This window comes from Ectopseudomonas oleovorans, from assembly GCF_003052605.1.
In the GTDB taxonomy this organism is placed as follows: domain Bacteria; phylum Pseudomonadota; class Gammaproteobacteria; order Pseudomonadales; family Pseudomonadaceae; genus Aquipseudomonas; species Aquipseudomonas oleovorans_A.
On the sequence record NZ_QASO01000112.1, the window covers coordinates 35147 to 52263 of the forward strand.

The 17117-nt window shown below is 60.3% G+C and carries 18 protein-coding genes; 14 read left to right on the forward strand and 4 right to left on the reverse strand.

Going from position 1 to position 17117, the window contains the following annotated elements:
- Positions 1-65: 65 nt before the first annotated feature.
- The 4 genes from DBO86_RS18585 to flgA form a co-directional block, all read right to left on the reverse strand.
- On the reverse strand, positions 66-815 hold the full coding sequence (locus DBO86_RS18585; RefSeq protein WP_108234482.1) for a flagellar brake protein: 750 nt from the start codon (positions 813-815) through the stop codon (positions 66-68).
- Positions 816-905: 90 nt separating this feature from the next.
- Entirely contained in the window at positions 906-1373 is a 468-nt protein-coding gene (locus DBO86_RS18590; RefSeq protein ID WP_108234483.1) for a flagella synthesis protein FlgN, read from the reverse strand.
- A gap of 50 nt (positions 1374-1423) precedes the next feature.
- Complete coding sequence (gene flgM, locus DBO86_RS18595; RefSeq protein WP_017679132.1) at positions 1424-1759, reverse strand: flagellar biosynthesis anti-sigma factor FlgM; 336 nt, start codon at positions 1757-1759, stop codon at positions 1424-1426.
- A gap of 135 nt (positions 1760-1894) precedes the next feature.
- Positions 1895-2653 (reverse strand): flagellar basal body P-ring formation chaperone FlgA, encoded by a 759-nt coding sequence (flgA, locus tag DBO86_RS18600; protein ID WP_108234484.1) that lies wholly within the window; start codon positions 2651-2653, stop codon positions 1895-1897.
- Between the two features lie 77 nt (positions 2654-2730).
- Here flgA and DBO86_RS18605 point away from each other — a divergent pair, with 77 nt between their 5' ends.
- The 14 genes from DBO86_RS18605 to DBO86_RS27075 all read left to right on the forward strand — a co-directional run bounded on the left by DBO86_RS18605 (position 2731) and on the right by DBO86_RS27075 (position 17095).
- The gene (locus tag DBO86_RS18605; RefSeq protein WP_108234485.1) at positions 2731-3663 is read left to right on the forward strand and encodes a chemotaxis protein CheV; all 933 of its coding nucleotides are present in this window, start codon (positions 2731-2733) and stop codon (positions 3661-3663) included.
- Between the two features lie 43 nt (positions 3664-3706).
- The gene (gene cheR / locus DBO86_RS18610) at positions 3707-4534 is read left to right on the forward strand and encodes a protein-glutamate O-methyltransferase CheR (RefSeq protein WP_039964674.1); all 828 of its coding nucleotides are present in this window, start codon (positions 3707-3709) and stop codon (positions 4532-4534) included.
- Positions 4535-5055: 521 nt separating this feature from the next.
- A complete protein-coding gene (gene flgB / locus DBO86_RS18615; RefSeq protein WP_108234486.1) occupies positions 5056-5463 on the forward strand; it encodes a flagellar basal body rod protein FlgB in 408 nt (135 codons plus the stop codon).
- Positions 5464-5474: 11 nt separating this feature from the next.
- Positions 5475-5918: a flagellar basal body rod protein FlgC gene (gene flgC / locus DBO86_RS18620; protein ID WP_013714948.1), complete on the forward strand. Its 444-nt coding sequence runs from the start codon at positions 5475-5477 to the stop codon at positions 5916-5918.
- 11 nt (positions 5919-5929) lie between these two features.
- The gene (locus DBO86_RS18625) at positions 5930-6613 is read left to right on the forward strand and encodes a flagellar hook assembly protein FlgD (RefSeq protein WP_108234487.1); all 684 of its coding nucleotides are present in this window, start codon (positions 5930-5932) and stop codon (positions 6611-6613) included.
- A 29-nt stretch (positions 6614-6642) separates the two neighbouring features.
- On the forward strand, positions 6643-7941 hold the full coding sequence (gene flgE / locus DBO86_RS18630; RefSeq protein WP_108234488.1) for a flagellar hook protein FlgE: 1299 nt from the start codon (positions 6643-6645) through the stop codon (positions 7939-7941).
- 270 nt (positions 7942-8211) lie between these two features.
- The gene (locus DBO86_RS18635) at positions 8212-8952 is read left to right on the forward strand and encodes a flagellar basal body rod protein FlgF (protein WP_108234489.1); all 741 of its coding nucleotides are present in this window, start codon (positions 8212-8214) and stop codon (positions 8950-8952) included.
- Between the two features lie 46 nt (positions 8953-8998).
- Positions 8999-9784, forward strand: a complete 786-nt coding sequence (gene flgG / locus DBO86_RS18640; RefSeq protein WP_099523159.1) for a flagellar basal-body rod protein FlgG — start codon at positions 8999-9001, stop codon at positions 9782-9784.
- Between the two features lie 37 nt (positions 9785-9821).
- Positions 9822-10544 (forward strand): flagellar basal body L-ring protein FlgH, encoded by a 723-nt coding sequence (flgH, locus tag DBO86_RS18645; RefSeq protein ID WP_108234490.1) that lies wholly within the window; start codon positions 9822-9824, stop codon positions 10542-10544.
- Positions 10545-10756: 212 nt separating this feature from the next.
- Complete coding sequence (locus tag DBO86_RS18650) at positions 10757-11836, forward strand: flagellar basal body P-ring protein FlgI (RefSeq protein ID WP_108234525.1); 1080 nt, start codon at positions 10757-10759, stop codon at positions 11834-11836.
- 14 nt (positions 11837-11850) lie between these two features.
- The gene (gene flgJ / locus DBO86_RS18655) at positions 11851-13035 is read left to right on the forward strand and encodes a flagellar assembly peptidoglycan hydrolase FlgJ (RefSeq protein ID WP_108234491.1); all 1185 of its coding nucleotides are present in this window, start codon (positions 11851-11853) and stop codon (positions 13033-13035) included.
- Positions 13028-14980 (forward strand): flagellar hook-associated protein FlgK, encoded by a 1953-nt coding sequence (gene flgK / locus DBO86_RS18660; RefSeq protein ID WP_108234492.1) that lies wholly within the window; start codon positions 13028-13030, stop codon positions 14978-14980. Before flgJ ends, flgK begins: the two co-directional genes overlap by 8 nt.
- A gap of 21 nt (positions 14981-15001) precedes the next feature.
- Entirely contained in the window at positions 15002-16909 is a 1908-nt protein-coding gene (gene flgL, locus DBO86_RS18665; RefSeq protein ID WP_108234493.1) for a flagellar hook-associated protein FlgL, read from the forward strand.
- 57 nt (positions 16910-16966) lie between these two features.
- Positions 16967-17095: a hypothetical protein gene (locus DBO86_RS27075; RefSeq protein WP_279630301.1), complete on the forward strand. Its 129-nt coding sequence runs from the start codon at positions 16967-16969 to the stop codon at positions 17093-17095.
- Positions 17096-17117 lie beyond the last annotated feature (22 nt).

Genomic DNA, 17117 nt, shown 5'->3' on the forward strand with positions numbered 1-17117 from the left:
ACGGCGGCCTCCCTTGGTGGACTGAAGCCCACCCATCGGGCTTTGCGCGAATGGAGGGGGTGGGCTCAGAAGGGGCCGTCGCTCTCGGTGCGACGCGCCTCGCGTTGCAGCTGATAGACGAAGCGCTCGACCTGACGTTGCTCAAGGCCGTTCAAGCGATGAAAACGAGTGCCGACGAACGTCATGTCGACCTTGTCCTCGTATTGCACGTGGCGTAACTCCACGGCGCAGGTCATGTTGCCGAAGGGCAGATAGGCGGTGAGTCGTTCGTGTACCTGGCCATTACTCAATTGCTGGCTGAGGTTGCTGGCGAAACGCAGTTTGCAGCCGGTGGCCGAGATGTCCAGCAGATGACCTGCCAGCGGCTCGCGCAGCTTGTCGCCGCTGAGTACGACTTTGATCAGATCGCTCTGCTTCAGAGTTGCACGGAAGGCACTGCGGCGCTGGTGATAGATTACCTCACTGGGTAGCGGCGCCCAGTAGCAGGGGGCTCCCTCGAGCTCGCCAAGCCGCACGTCGTGATCACAGGTCCAGGCTACTCGCACCCCGTCGCGGAACGCCTCGACGTTGAAGGTTTCGCCTTGCTTGAGAAAACGTTCGCCATCGTTAGGGATGATCTCGTCCAGCGCTAAGCGCGCACGGTCTTTATCGATTTCAACCAGGTAGCTTTGGAAGCGCAGGTCGCGCCCCTTGAACTGAATGATCAGGGGGTCATGGTTCTGTTGCAGTTGACGCAGGATGGCAATGATCTCGACGGATGTCTTGAGCACCTTGGGCGGCTGAGGACCGCTCTCGTCGTTGAACGCGCTGGACACAGGACGGAACTCTCCGGTTCATGAGCTATAACGGCACTAGCATACTGGCAGAGTGCCTGCATGTCCCTGTGCTTTTTGTTGGGGGATGGCTCAGGCCTGGCTGAGCGGTCTTTGCTGCGCGATTCTAGCGGCACCGCCGCGGCTGTCATAGAGGCCGGGTGTCTCTGCGCCGCGCAGAATGCCGAGGACGCTGCCGACCGAGGCCTGGTTGGCGCGAATCAAGCGCCCATTGCGCAGATTGGCCTCCTGGCAGCGCTGCAGCAGAGCGGATAACTCTTCACTACGCGCCAGCAGTTGATCGCCCACGGAGGACTTGCTCGCCAGCGCGTTGAGTCCTTCGCGATCCGCACTCAGACCGGCATTTTGCAGCAGGCGGCTGCGATCGTTGCCATGCTGCTGAAGCAGGGCAAGCAGAGGTTGTTTTTCGCTGAGAAGGCTATCGAGGCGCGGCAGGTCGCGTTCGGTGAGGGCCTGGAATTCGTTATCGATCAGCTCAAGCAATTGCTCGGCAGTGCCGATATCGTTGGTGAAGAGGTCAAGCAAGGCTGTGTCATTCATGGCGGGCTCTTGGGGGTCGGGCGTCCAACACCCCCAGCGCAGCCCTGAGACTAGCGCTGGGATTCGAAGTCGAGCAGTTTCTGGGCGACGCGTTTGCTGTCGACCTGATAGCTACCATCAGCGATGGCCTGTTTCAGCTGGGCCACACGCTCCTTGTTGACGATGGGCTGATCACGCAGCTTCTCGCCGATTGCTTGCAACTGTTGTGCCTCACGGCTCAGTTGCACCGATTCGCCGCTCTTGGCGTTGGTTTGTTCATCGTTACCGGTGACAGGCGCCTGGTTCGGCTGTGCCGACTCATTGCGATTGCCAGCCTGAGTCGCGCCGGTACGTCCCGCATTGGCGGGCGTATTGGCATTGTTCAGCCGGTTAAAGTCGATGACCATGATGCAGAACCTCGGACGATATGGTGGACGCTTGCCATGCTTCTCGGCTGCTGCCAGGAAAACTTTAGGATTAATTTCATCGCGTCGTTAAGTAGTGTAGGGAATCGCCAGACCTTTGCGCTACAAGAAACATGCCTACATTGATACTTCTACTTGCCCTGGCCCGACTACACGAGCGCGAACCACTCGCTGCGAGCGTAGGTTACGCACGTTGATCTGCTCGCCCGGGGCCCCGTCGGTCAGGGCTTCGCCGGGCATACGGACACTCACGCTAGCGCCGCGAGCGCTGATCACCACCTGATCGCCTCGACGAATGACTTCGGCTACTTGCAGGTGGGTAGACAAAAGAATCTGGTCACTGCCGAGCTGGCGCGTCAATTTCTTGCCGATCGCCTGATTCAGGTCGGTCAGAAAGTTCTGACCCAATTGACCGACATCGCGTTCAACCAGGCTCAAATCCGTAGCTTTGACTACGCTCATGCGCTTGAGCGGGCGAGTCAGTACGACAATGGGGCGATACAAGCGCACTTCAGCGGGTACGAATACTGTCCACGGAGCGCTGCCGTCACAGCGCACGCGCGTAGTGACACGGCCCAGCGGCTGCGCCGGGCTTTCCAGCGTGGTGGTCAGCGGCTGATCGCACAGAGGCAGGCGTAACCGTGGGTCGAGACGGTTGACGCGAATCTCATGGCGGCCCTGAATTTCGCTACGATGTAGATATTCAGTGGTCGCCTGCTCAAGAAAGGCCTCGGTGGCGCCGATAAGTTGTTCAGTGCTGGTGAAGGTGGCAGCCGCCGTAGCGCTGTAGCCGAGTGTCGGCAAAGCGAGTAAAACGGGCAAAGGGGCAAGGCACTTTGCCAGTAGCTGACGGAATGATGACGTTCTCTGCTTCATAAGCAATGCAAAGCAAGCCCCGTGCCGCCTGCTAGGCTCAACGGGGTAGGCGTTACTGGATAAGAAGGAGTCCGGGCATGGCCGGGTTGATGGATTCGGTTAATCAGCGCACTCAGCTGGTGGGACAGAACCGCTTGGAGTTGTTGCTGTTCCGCCTGGAAGGCCCACAGCTTTACGGTATCAACGTATTCAAGGTGAAAGAGGTGCTGCAATGCCCGAAACTCACCATCATGCCCAAATCCAGTCCGGTGGTACGGGGTGTGGCCAACATTCGCGGGGGCACCATTCCGATTCTCGATCTTTCCATCGCTACCGGCCGTGCCGCACTGGAAGATCTGAAGACCAGCTTCGTGATCATCACCGAGTACAACACCAAGGTTCAGGGTTTTCTGGTGCGCTCGGTCGAACGTATCGTCAACATGAACTGGGAGGAGATCCATCCGCCACCCAAGGGCACTGGACGCGATCACTACCTGACAGCAGTCACGCGGCTCGACCAGCAGTTGGTCGAGATCATCGATGTTGAGAAGATTCTTGCCGAAGTTGCGCCGACCTCGGAAGTGATATCCGCTGGCGTCATCGATGATGAGGTGCAGAGTCAGGCGGTGACCAAGCATGTGTTGATCGTCGATGACTCTTCGGTGGCGCGCAAACAGGTTTCGCGCTGCCTGCAGACAGTCGGCGTTGAGGTTACCGCGTTGAACGATGGTCGTGAGGCGCTCAATTACCTCAAGAAAATGGCGGACGAGGGGCATAATCCCGACAAGGAACTGCTGATGCTGATTTCCGACATCGAGATGCCCGAGATGGACGGATATACGCTGACCACGGAGATTCGTAGCGATCCGCGCATGCAGAAGCTGCATATCCTCCTGCATACTTCGCTTTCCGGTGTGTTCAACCAGGCGATGGTGAAGAAGGTCGGCGCTGACGACTTCCTCGCCAAGTTCAAGCCAGATGATCTGGCGGCGCGGGTGGTCGATCGCATTCGTGTATCGGATGGGTGCTGAAGGGTAACCTTCGGCGAACGTTATGGTTGCAGAGGCGGCACTAGTGTCTTCAGGTAATTTGGATTTCGAGCAGTTCCGGACCTTCCTGGAAAAGGCCTGCGGTATTCTGCTTGGCAGCAACAAGCAGTACCTGGTCTCCAGCCGTCTGAACAAGTTGATGGAACAGAACGGCATCAAGACCCTGGGCGAGCTGGTGCAGCGCATGCAGAGCCAGCCGCGAGGCGGGTTGCGCGAGCAGGTGGTGGATGCCATGACCACCAATGAGACCCTGTGGTTTCGCGACACCTATCCCTTCGAGGTGCTCAAGAGCCGTGTACTGCCGGAGTTGATCAAGGCCTACCCGGGGCAGCGCCTGCGTATCTGGTCGGCCGCCTGCTCGTCCGGGCAGGAGCCATACTCGCTGTCGATGGCCATCGATGAGTTCGAGCGTACCAACCTCGGTCAGCTCAAGGCAGGTGTGCAGATCGTCGCCACCGATCTTTCGCCTTCGATGCTGGCCAACTGCAAGTCCGGTGAATACGACAGCCTGGCCATGGGGCGCGGGCTTTCGCAGGAGCGACTGCAGCGCTACTTCGACCCCAAGGGGCCAGGGCGTTGGCAGGTCAAGGCGCCTATCAAGAGCCGTGTCGAGTTTCGCCCACTGAACTTGCTGGATAGCTACGCGGCATTGGGCAAGTTCGACATCGTCTTCTGCCGCAACGTGCTGATCTACTTCTCGGCAGAAGTGAAGAAGGACATCCTGACGCGCATCCATGCCACCCTCAAGCCGGGTGGCTATCTGTTCCTTGGCGCCTCCGAAGCGCTCAATGGCCTGCCGGACAAGTACCAGATGGTGCAGTGCAGCCCGGGGATCATCTACAAGGCCAAATAGGCGCAAGGCATGTTTGGTATCAGCAGCGGGAGGCCTTTGGCCTAATGCCAGTCAGTTAAGCCGTTGCACTCGATCTTTGTAGGAGCCGGCTTGCCGGCGATCCGCCATAAAAAGCATCGCCAGCAAGCTGGCTCCTACGAAAAACGCCCCTCTACTGCAAGTAGGAGGGGGTGGTGACGAACTTATCTGATCAGCATTAGCCTTTGGCCTCCCGTTTGCGTTTCTGGACTCTGAAAACCATGGGCCCGATCGGATAGGTTTCGCCGTAGGCACCAGCGGTTTGGCCTGGTGCAGAAGAACCGATGCGCATCGCGCGCCCCAGGGTTCGGCGGGGCGGCAATCCGTCCGGTTGGCTTTGCCGCTTGCTTGCCCGTAGGCGGTAAAGCCTTGCCGCTTTGCCGTTATTTTTCCGCTTGATTGCTATTAACGTATTGATTTTATTGAATTAAATAAATTGGCACAGCCTTTGCTGAATAGCTCACAACAGTGACCACATGGCCCAAGCGGCAAAGGTTCGGAACATGAGCATCAACTTCGGCAGAGCACTCGGTATTCACGAACAGGCCCTCGGCTTTCGCGCCCAGCGCGCCGAGGTGCTGGCCAACAATATCGCCAACGCCGATACGCCGAACTACAAGGCTCGCGATCTGGACTTCGCCAGCGTCCTGGCCGAGCAAAGCAATCGCATGCAGCGCGGTGGCGTTTCCCTGAACCGCACCGATAGCCGCCACATTCCGGCCGAAGGCGTCAGCAGTGGTGAAGCTGAGCTGCCTTACCGCACGCCGTTCCACGCCTCGCTGGACCAGAACACCGTTGACCTGCAGATCGAGCAGTCCAACTACGCCGAGAACGCCGTGCAGTTTCAGGCCAGCTTCACCTTCCTCAACAGCAAATTCAAAGGGCTGACTGCAGCCCTGCGCGGCGAATAAGGAGCGCGATCATGTCCCTTGCCAGTGTTTTCAATATCGCCGGAACCGGCATGAGCGCCCAGAGCACTCGCCTCAATACCATTTCCAGCAACATCGCCAACGCCGAGACCGTGTCCTCGAGTCTGGATCAGACCTACCGCGCGCGCCATCCGGTGTTCGCCACCGTGTTCCAGCAGGCACAGGGCGGCGACCGTGGCTCGCTGTTCGCCGAGCAGGACGAAGCCGGCCGTGGCGTGCAGGTGCTCGGCGTGATCGAGGATCAGAGCAGCCTGATGCCGCGCTACGAGCCGGATCATCCGATGGCCAATGCCGACGGCTACGTCTACTACCCGAACGTCAACGTGGTCGAGGAAATGGCCGACATGATCTCTGCCAGTCGCGCCTTCCAGACCAACGTTGAAATGATGAATACCGCCAAACAGATGCTGCAGCGCGTGCTGACGCTGGGTCAGTAAGGAGAGACTGAATGAGCACTGTCAATACATCTTCCAGTGTACTGTCGGCCTACAGCTACAAAGACACCAGCAGTACATCCAGCTCTGAGAGTTCGGCGCTGGGGCGCGATGCCTTTCTGCAGTTGCTGGTCACGCAGATGAAAAATCAGAATCCTCTGGATCCGCAGGACAATACCGAGTTCGTGTCGCAGTTGGCGCAGTTCAGTAGCCTGGAGAGTATGCAGAACCTCTCGGATACGACCGATGCGATCTACAGCAGTTATCAGTCCGTGCAGGCGCTGCAGGCTTCCTCTCTGGTGGGGCGCTCGGTCATCGTCGAGGCAGGCAGTACCCAAGTCGATACCAGTAGCGGCCTGAGCGGCTCGCTGGTGTTGCCGAATGCCGGCAGTAACGTCACGGTCGGCGTCTATGACGCAAACGGCTCGCTGGTGAAATCCATTTCTTTGGGCAGTCTCTCGGCGGGCACCTACTCGTTCGACTGGGATGGCACCAACGAGTCAGGCGAATTGCAGTCCTCCGGTACTTACACCTTCAAGGCTACGGCCGGTATCGGTGGTGAAAACACGGCGCTGACAACCTATCTGCCGGCGACGGTCAGCAGTGTGACCATCAATTCGTCGGGCGGTGAGCTGATGCTCAATCTTGCCGGCCTCGGCAGCCTTGCGCTTTCCAAAGTCCAGGCCATTGCCGATTGATCGCCGGTTGACCGGCAGGGAGTAATCATATGTCTTTCAATGTTGCGCTCAGCGGCCTCAATGCTGCCAGCACCGATCTCAACGTAACCGGCAACAACATTGCCAACGTTGCCACCACCGGCTTCAAGTCTTCGCGCGCCGAGTTCGCCGATGTCTACCTGAACTCCATGCTGGGGGCAGGGCAGCGTACGGCTGGCAGCGGCGTGACCTCTAGCGTCTCGCAGCAGATGACTGGCGGTAACATCACCTCCACCAGCCGTGGCTTGGACCTGGCGATCGATGGTGGCGGCTATTTCATCGTCAATAACGGTGGCGATACCTATTACACCCGTGCGGGGGGGTTCTACACCGACAAGGATGGCTTGGTCGTCAACTCGGCGGGCGATGTGCTGCAGGGTTATTCGGAAACCGATGCCAGCGGCAACATCATTCCTGGTCAGCTGCGCAATCTGCAGGTGGACTCCGAAGGGCAGCCGGCGCAGGCAACCGGAACCGTGACGGGCGCCTATACATTGAACTCGTCGGCAGCGGTAATCGATGGTGCGGCGCATCCTTTCGATCCGGCGGATTCGGCCAGCTACAACTGGTCGACCAGCTCTGATATCTACGATTCGCTGGGCAATACCCACAGCCTGATGCAGTACTTCGTCAAGGACGACAATAACCAGTGGACCATATACACCCTGATCAATGGGCGTAATCCGGCGGATCCGACGCTGACTACCCCGGAGGACACGCCGCTGGAGTTCAATAGCACGGGGGCGCTGATCGATCCGAGTCCGGCGACTGTCGACATCGGTGACTGGGTGCCTGCTGTCGAAGTGAATGGGGTTTGGCAGGCCAACGGTGCCGAGGGTAGTGGGGCGTCTGCAGGGGTTCCGGGAACCTTGAGTCTGAATATTGCTGGCACGCGTCAGACCAACAGCACCTTTGGTGTCAACAGCAGTGGTATCAGTCAGGACGGTTATGCGGCTGGCCAGCTGTCAGGGCTGTCTGTGGATGACAGCGGCAAGCTGTTCGCCACCTACACTAACGGCCAATCCAAGGTGATCGGTCAGGTAGTGCTGGCATCCTTTGCCAATGAGCAGGGATTGGAGTCGATCAGTGGTACCAAGTGGAAAGAAACCTTTGCTTCCGGTGAGCCGGCTGCCGGGGTTCCAGGGGCGGGACTGCTCGGTGGTATTCGCTCCGGTGCGCTTGAGGACTCCAACGTCGATCTGACCGCACAACTGGTCAACTTGATCGTGGCTCAGCGTAATTACCAGGCCAACGCCAAGACCATTGAAACCGAGAGCGCGATCTCGCAAACCATCATCAACATGCGTTAAGTCTCCTGACGACCACAGGCATGTCGCTGCCTGTGGTCGTCATCTTGTTTTGCCTGTTGGGCATTCCTCTCTTGCGGCTCACCGCCAAAATTTCTCATCTCCCTTGTGTTGGTTGACGGCAACTCGTTGCCGGGTGACGGTTTTTTGTTGCTTGGTTATTTGTAAAGTTCTTATAAATCAATCGCTTGACTTTATTGTTAGAGGTGGCATGACGATTGCTTGGTAGGTGCTAACGAGTCACGGGGCTGTCGCCCAAACCGGAGAATGACCATGGACAAGATGCTGTACGTCTCCATGACCGGAGCGCAGAACAACACGCTGAGCCTGCGCGCCCATGCCAACAACCTGGCGAACGTTTCCACCTCGGGGTTCCGCCGGGATTTCGAGCAGGCGCGCTCCATGCCGCTGTTCGGTGAAAGCTATCCCGCGCGCGTGTTCGCCATGACCGAGCGGCCGGCCACGGACTTCCGTCCGGGGACGCTGCAGGAGACGGGGCGCGACATGGACGTGGCCATCGGCGGCAAAGGCTGGATCGCCGTACAGGCGCCCGATGGCAGCGAGGCTTACGTTCGCACCGCCAGTCTGAACATCGACGCGCTGGGCATGCTGCGCACCGGCAATGGTTTGCCGGTGATGGGCAACGCCGGGCCGATTGCCGTGCCGCCGGAGCAGAAGGTGGAGATCGGCCAGGACGGCACCATCAGCATTCGTGCCCTTGGCGAAAACCCCAACGTATTGGCTGAAGTCGATCGCATCAAGCTGGTCAACCCTGATCCGAAAAGCATGGAGAAGGGCACCGATGGCCTGATCCGCGTGAAGGGGCAGCCCGAGGTAGAGGCCGATGCAACCGTTCAGGTGACGTCGGGTTTCCTCGAGGCGAGCAACGTCAACGCCGTTGAAGAGATGACCGCCATCCTCTCCCTGTCCCGCCAGTTCGAGCTGTCGGTGAAGATGATGCGTACCGCCGAGGACAACTCGTCGGCCATGGCGCGGGTTTTGCAAATTAGCTAACTACCAGCACGCGGCGCCGTAAAACCGGCGCCCGAGGAGAAACGATATGCTTCCGGCACTGTGGGTCAGCAAGACCGGTTTGTCCGCTCAGGACATGAACCTGACCACCATTTCCAACAACCTGGCCAACGTGGCGACCACCGGCTTCAAGCGTGATCGCGCGGAATTCGAGGATCTGCTCTATCAGATCCGTCGTCAGCCAGGCGGCCAGTCCAGTCAGGACAGCGAACTGCCCTCCGGCCTGCAACTGGGTACCGGTGTGCGCGTGGTCGGCACGCAGAAGATCTTCACCGCCGGTAGCCTGCAAACAACCGAGCAGCCGCTGGACTTGGCGGTCAATGGCCGTGGTTTCTTCCAGATCCTGCAGCCCGACGGCACCGTTTCCTACACCCGTGATGGCAGCTTTCACCTCAACTCCGATGGGCAGATCGTCACCTCTCAGGGCTTTGCCCTGGAGCCTGCAATCGTGCTGCCCAACGAAGTGCGCACCTTCACTGTCGGCGAAGACGGCACTGTCTCGGTGACCACGGCTGGCAACCCGCAGCCGCAGATCATCGGCAATCTGCAGTTGGCTGATTTCGTCAACCCGGCAGGCCTGGAAGCCATCGGTAACAACCTGTTCCTGGAGACCGGTTCCAGCGGCGCGCCGCAGGTGGGCAACCCGGGCCTCAATGGCCTTGGTACCACGCTGCAGAACACTCTGGAAAACTCCAACGTCAGCGTGGTGGAGGAGTTGGTGAACATGATCACCACCCAGCGCGCTTACGAAATGAACTCCAAGGTGATTTCCACCGCCGATCAGATGCTGTCCTTCGTGACGCAGAACCTCTGATTTTTGACACTGTTGTGAACGCCGCGAGGTAGTGGTTATGAACCGGCAAATTCTCTGTTTCCCCTTGTTGGCTGGCGTGCTGCTCAGCAGCGGTTGCGTGGCGCCGACAGTCAAGCCGGACGATCCCTATTACGCGCCGGTATTGCCGCGCACGCCGTTGCCGGCTGCACAGAACAACGGTTCGATCTATCAGGCGGGTTTCGAGAATGGCCTGTATGACGACCGCAAGGCATTTCGCGTGGGTGACATCATCACCATCACGCTCAATGAGCGCACTCAGGCCAGCAAGAACGCCAACAGCAATATCCAGAAGGACAGCAGCGGCACAATGGGTGTGCCCAACCTGTTCGGCATGGCCGTTGCACCGGACAACCCGCTGCGCAGCCTCAGCGCGCTGGGCATGACCAACAACAATCTGAGCCTGGATTCGAGCTGGAACTCCCAGCGTGATGCCTCCGGTTCTGGTCAGGCAGGGCAGAGCAACAGCCTGTCTGGCTCGGTCACCGTGACCGTCGCTGAAGTGCTGCCCAACGGCATTCTGGCCGTGCGTGGCGAGAAGTGGATGACGCTCAATACTGGCGATGAGCTGATGCGTATCTCCGGGCTGGTGCGTGCCGACGACATCTCCACTGACAACACCGTGTCGTCCACTCGGGTTGCCGATGCGCGCATCACCTATTCCGGGACTGGCGCCTTCGCCGACGCCAGTCAGCCGGGTTGGTTGAGCCGCTTCTTCCTCAGCCCGATGTGGCCGTTCTGATCAGGGGAATGGAGATGAATCATGTAGGAGCGAGCTCTGCTCGCGAAGCTTTCAAGTCGAGCGCGGTTCGTGAGCCTGGCTCGCTCCTGCGGATATTGTGGCCCGCAGGTAAAACGTTGCCGGTGCAGGCAAGCTCCTGCCGCCGGCAATTCGCCGCCGTCCATCGCGGCTATCGTCGTCGTGGCGCCAACGACTGGCTGTTGCTGGCAACCATGCTCGGTTGCCTGCTGCTGAGCCTGCCGACCCAGGCCGAGCGCCTCAAGGATCTGGCCTCCATCCAGGGCGTGCGCAGTAACCAGTTGATCGGCTACGGCCTGGTGGTTGGCCTCAACGGCACTGGCGACCAGACCACCCAGACTCCGTTCACCGTACAGACCTTCAACAACATGCTGGCGCAGTTCGGCATCAAGGTGCCGCCAGGTGGCAACGTGCAGTTGAAGAACGTCGCTGCGGTGTCGGTGCATGCCGAGCTGCCACCGTTCGCCAAGCCGGGGCAGACCATCGACATCACCATTTCCTCCATCGGTAACGCCAAAAGCCTGCGTGGCGGCAGCCTGCTGATGACGCCGCTCAAGGGCATCGACGGCAACGTCTACGCCATTGCTCAGGGCAATCTGGTAGTGGGTGGCTTCGATGCCAGCGGCGCCGATGGTTCGCGCATCACCGTCAACGTGCCATCCGCCGGGCGCATCCCTGGCGGGGCTACCGTCGAGCGTCCAGTGCCGAGTGGTTTCGATCAGGGCAATTACCTGACTTTGAACCTCAACCGCCCCGACTTCACCACGGCGAAGAATATCGTCGATCAAATCAACGACCTGCTTGGCCCTGGCGTGGCCCAGGCCATCGATGGCGGCTCGATTCGCGTCAGCGCGCCGCTCGACCCGAATCAGCGCGTCGACTATCTGTCGATTCTGGAGAACCTGCAGGTCGAGCCAGGTAAAGCGGTGGCCAAGGTCATCATCAACTCGCGCACCGGCACCATCGTTATCGGCCAGGACGTCAAGGTACAGCCGGCTGCAGTGACGCACGGCAGCCTGACCGTGACCATCACCGAAGACCCCATCGTCAGCCAGCCCGAGGCATTCTCCGGCGGGCAGACGGCTGTGGTGCCGCGCTCTCGCGTGGGCGCCGAGGAAGAGGCCAAGCCGATGTTCAAGTTCGGCCCCGGTACCAGCCTGGACGAGATCGTGCGTGCGGTGAATCAGGTGGGCGCGGCACCTTCCGATCTGATGGCCATCCTGGAGGCGCTCAAGCAAGCCGGCGCTCTGCAGGCTGACCTGATCGTGATCTGAGGAGGATTGCCGCTATGGATTCTCGACTCTCAGCCGGTTTGCTCGGCAACGGCAAAAGCCCGGTCGACAGCGGTGCGTTCACCGATCTGAATCGCCTCAACCAGTTCAAGGTAGGCGGCGATACCGAGCAGAACATCCGCAAGGTCGCGCAGGAGTTCGAATCGCTGTTCATGAATGAAATGCTCAAGGCCATGCGTTCGGCCAACGCCGCGTTCGGCGAGGGCAACTTCATGAACAGCAACGAGAGCAAGACCTATCAGGACATGCACGACCAGCAACTGGCGGTGACGCTCTCCAAGGAAGGGCGCGGTATCGGTCTGGCTGATGTGCTGGTGCGGCAGATGTCGAAGATCAAGCAACCGTCGAGCCGGCCCAATCCCTTCGCGCAAATCGAGCAACCGGTTGCTACGTCGAGCGAAGCCAAAGCCGATAAGGTCGCCAGCAGCGAAGGCTTCCGTGATGACGTGGCGCTGCTCAATCGCCGTCGCCTGTCCGTGCCGGGCAAACTGGCAGATCGCCTGTTGGCCGGTATCGTGCCATCGGCTGCAGAGGGCGAGGGCAAGACCCTGGCCGGCAATGACTGGATTCCGGCGCAGGCCAGCGCCGCGCCCAAGGATCGCGGCCTGAGCCTTGGCAACAGTGATGCATTGACGGGCCGTCGTATTGCTCAACCGCCGCTGGCGCCGGGCAAAGCCGCATTCAGCTCACCGCAGGAATTCGTCGCCACCATGCTGCCGATGGCGGAAGCCGCTGCCGAGAAGATCGGTGTCGATCCGCGTTACCTGGTGGCCCAGGCCGCGCTGGAAACCGGTTGGGGCAAGTCGATCATCCGCACCCGCGATGGCGAGAGCAGCCACAACCTGTTCGGCATCAAGTCCCACGGTAGCTGGGAGGGTGAGTCGGCCCGCGTGCTGACCACGGAATACAAAGGTGGCAAGGCGGTCAAGGAGGCGGCCAGCTTCCGTGCCTATGAGTCCTACGCCCATAGCTTCGAGGATTACATCAGCTTTCTGCAGAACAATGGTCGCTACGAAAAGGCCCTGAATAGCACCGAAAATCCCGAGCGTTTCGTCAAGGAACTGCAGCAGGCCGGCTACGCCACCGACCCCAACTACGCGCGCAAGATCAGCCAGATCGCCCGCAAGATGCAGACCTACGAGGCCATCGCCAGCGTAGGAGAGGTGCGTAGCAATGGCTAGTTTGATTTCCATCGGCCTCAGTGGTCTCAACGCCAGCCAGGCGGCGTTGAGCACGACAGGGCATAACATCGCCAACGCCGATACGGCCGGCTACACCCGCCAGCAGACCATCCAGGTCACGGCGCCGGCGACCCTCAACGGCCTTAACTATATCGGCAGCGGCACGACCCTGGATCAGGTGCGTCGGGTCTACAACGACTACCTCAATACACAGGTACGTACCACCACGTCGCTCAATAGCGAGTCGCAGACCTACCTGACTCAGATCAGTCAGATCGATTCCCTGCTGTCAGACAGCTCCACCGGGCTGACGACTCAGCTTTCGGGGCTGTTCAGCAACCTGCAGACGCTGTCCAACAGCCCAGCCGATGTTTCCTCGCGCGATCTGCTGCTCAGCTCCGCACAGGGGCTGACCAACCGCTTCAATACCATGGCGGCGCAGCTCAATGATCAGACCACCTACGTCAATGACCAGCTGGTAACCCTTGCCGATCGGGTCAATACCCTGTCGTCTTCGATTGCCGGCTACAACCAGTCGATCATGCAGCTCAGCGCCAACGGCACCACGCCCAATGACCTGCTCGATGCGCGCGATGAGGCGGTGCGCCAACTGGCCGAGCTGGTCTCGGTCAGTGTCTCGCAGCAGGACGGCGGCTATAGCGTTTACATGGGCTCCGGCCAGCCGCTGGTAGTCGGCAATCGTTCCTCGACTCTGGAGGCCGTGCCAGGTTCTACCGACGACGACTACCGGCTGCAGCTGACGGTCGGCGGCGGCACGACCATCGACGTGACCGATGTCACCTCCGGCGGTGAGATCGGTGGCCTGCTGCGTTATCGCAGCGATGTGCTGGAACCGACCAAGGCCGAGCTTGGCCGCATGGCGCTGGCCATTTCCGACCAGTTCAACACCCAGCTGGCGCAGGGCATTGACCTCAACGGCAACTTCGGCTCGGCGCTGTTCAGCGATATCAACAGCAGCAACCTGATGAGTCAGCGCAGCGTCGCGTCGACCACCAACGATCCGACCTCGGGCAACCTGTCCGTGCGTATCGACAGCACCAGCGCGCTGACCACCAGTGACTATGAGGTGCGCTTCACTTCGGCGACCGATTTCACCGTGCGCCAGCTACCCGATGGCACCGAGGTCACTGGGCAGCTGCCGGCTGGCTTGAGTATCGACGGCATGTTCATCGGCGCCGATGCGTCCTATACCTTTGCCGCCGGCGACAGCTTCACCCTCAATCCGACCACGGGAGCCGCCAGCGCCATGGCGGTCACCCTGACCGACAGCAGCGCGCTGGGCTTGGCGGCGCCGCTCAATGCGGCGGCTACCAGTGGCAATGTCGGTACCGGGCAGATCGGTGATCCCAGTGTTGTCAGCACCCTCGACAGCAACAGCCAGGCGGCCTTGCAGGCGGCAGCGCCGATCAAGCTGGTCTTTACCGACGCCTCCAACTACACCCTGTATGACCGTGACGGCAACGCACTGGCCAGTGACACGATCATTCCCGGGCAGAGTAATACCCTCAAGTTCGATGCCGGCGCGCCGAATACCTTTACGGTCGAGGTGCCTTTTTCTGGAGCGCCGGTGGCCGGTGACAGCTTCAGCCTGAACCTGACGGCAGCTAACAGCAGCGATAACCGTAATGCTCTGGAAATGCTCGACCTGCAAACGGCCAAGACCATCGGCGGCACGGTCAGCTTCAACGACAGCTACAGCCAGCTGGTCAGCGGTGTTGGCGCGAAGACCTCGCAGGCTCGGCTGGATGCAACGGCTACCGATGCGGTGCTGACCCAGGCCAACACCGCGCGCGAGTCGTTGTCGGGGGTCAACCTGGATGAAGAGGCAGCCAACCTGATCAAGTTCGAGCAGTATTACAACGCCTCTGCGCAGATCATTAAGACCGCGCAGACCATCTTCAATACCCTGATCAACTCCTTCTAACGGAGCGCAGTCGAGGTCGCCATGCGAATTTCCACATCCCAGGTCTTCAACGGCGGCATCACCAGCCAGCAGCGCCTGTACTCCAACGTCAACAAGGCTTACGAGCAGGTTTCCAGTGGCCAGCGCATCCAGACGGCCGGTGATGACCCGGTCGGCGCGGCGCGCCTGCTGCAGTTGCAGCAGCAAGACACCTTGCTTGAGCAGTACAACACCAACCTGGGCAGTGCCAGCGACAGCCTGATGCAGGAAGACGCGATCCTCAGCACCGTCACCAATGTGCTGCAGCGCGCCCGTGAGCTGGCGCTCAGTGCCGGTAACGGGGCCTACAGCGACGAGGATCGCCAGGCCGTTGCCGATGAACTGGAGCAGGTCGAGCTGCAACTCTACGGGCTGATGAACAGCAAGGACGCCGCCGGCCGCTATCTGTTTGCCGGCTCGGACAGCTCCACGCAGCCTTTTCTGCGCAATGCCGATGGCAGCTACACCTACCAGGGCGATCAGAACCAGCTCAGCCTGCAGGTCTCCACATCGCTGACCCTGGCCACGGGCGACAACGGCTGGAGTGCGTTCTATGACATCCCCAGTTCCACGCGCACCGAATCGAGCCTGACTGCTGCAGCACTGGCCGAGCCAGTCGGCACGCCGCCGGCGGGGCAGGTTTCCCGTCTGACCTTGAGTCGCCCGCAGATTGTCGATCAGGCTACCTACGACGCCAGTTTCGAGGCCGGCGTGCCTTACACACTGACGGTCGATGATGCGGGCAACTACAGCGTCAACGATGGCGGTGGCACTGCCGTGGCCACGGGCAGCTTCGCTCTGGCCGAGGGCAGCACCACGGTGACCGTCAACGGGGTGGAGATGGAGCTGGACCTGGCCTTTCAGCAGGGCGACTCGGCACTGACTTCAACCGAACTGGGGGCTTTGCTCAATGGACAGAGCTTTACTTTCGGCGAGCAGGATTCGCCGCGTCTGACCCTGTCACAGGGGCTTATCACCGATAGCCTCGCCTACGGCGAGGATTTTCGTGACGGTTCTCCCTACAGCCTGAAGGTTATTGACGGTAGTCAGTTCGCCGTCTATGACAGCAGCGGTGACGATATCACCGCGGAGGTTTCGGGGCTGGGCAACTACGATGCTGCTCAGGAAGGCGGCTTCGCGTTTACCCTGCGTGGCGTGGAGATGCACCTCGATTCGCTGGGCAGTCTCGATGGTGAGAATCTCGATGAACTGTTCGGCGGCTATACCTTCAGCTTTGGTACGGTCGAGCAGGGCTTCTCTCTCGGGCGGCTGGCGGGCAATGCCTCCACCGTGCAGATGACCGGCGGCTCGGTCACCGATAGCGCGACCTATGACGCGCGTTTCCCCGGTAATGGCGTACTGGTGCAATTCACCAGCGGCACCGACTACGAGATTCATGCCGCGCCGCTGACGGCCAACAGTACGCCGCTTGCTACTGGCACGGTGGCGAGCTATCCGGCCACCTTCAATGTGCTGGGGGTCGATGTCTCGCTGGCCAGTGCGCCGCAGACCTATGATCAGTTCAGCGTGCAGCCCAAGAGCCGGGAGTCGCAGAGCATCCTCGACACCATCTCGCAGTTGCGCCAGACCCTGCTGCGGCCTGTGGATGGTGACGAAGAAGCGGCGATCAATCTGCGCGAGTCGCTGGCGGCGGCAATCAGCAATCTGGACAACGGCATGAGCCGGGTCTTCAGCACGCAGTCGTCGGTAGGTTCCCGGCTCAATGTGGCCACCTCGTTGACCACCGAGAACGAAACCATGCGCCTGAGCAACGAGACCCTGCAGTCGGCCATTCGCGATGCCGATCCGACCGAGGCAATCATCGAACTGAACCAGCAGGCCACCATCCTTGAGGCGGCGCAACTGGCCTTCAGCAAGATCAGCAAGCTGAGCTTGTTCAACAAGCTCTGATTGCGCGTGGGCAGGGCGGTGCGCCGCCGATCATCGGGCAGATTAGGGAAGGTTCTGATGCACCACACCAATCAAGGCCAGGCGCTCCTACTCGTTCAGCGCAGTAAATTCCAGGCCCGTCGCCACATGGGCCGAGTCGGCCTGTTCCTGCTGCACGGCGCGCACGATCGCCGCCCCTGGCGCTGACCAGCAGCGTTCCCGCTGCGCG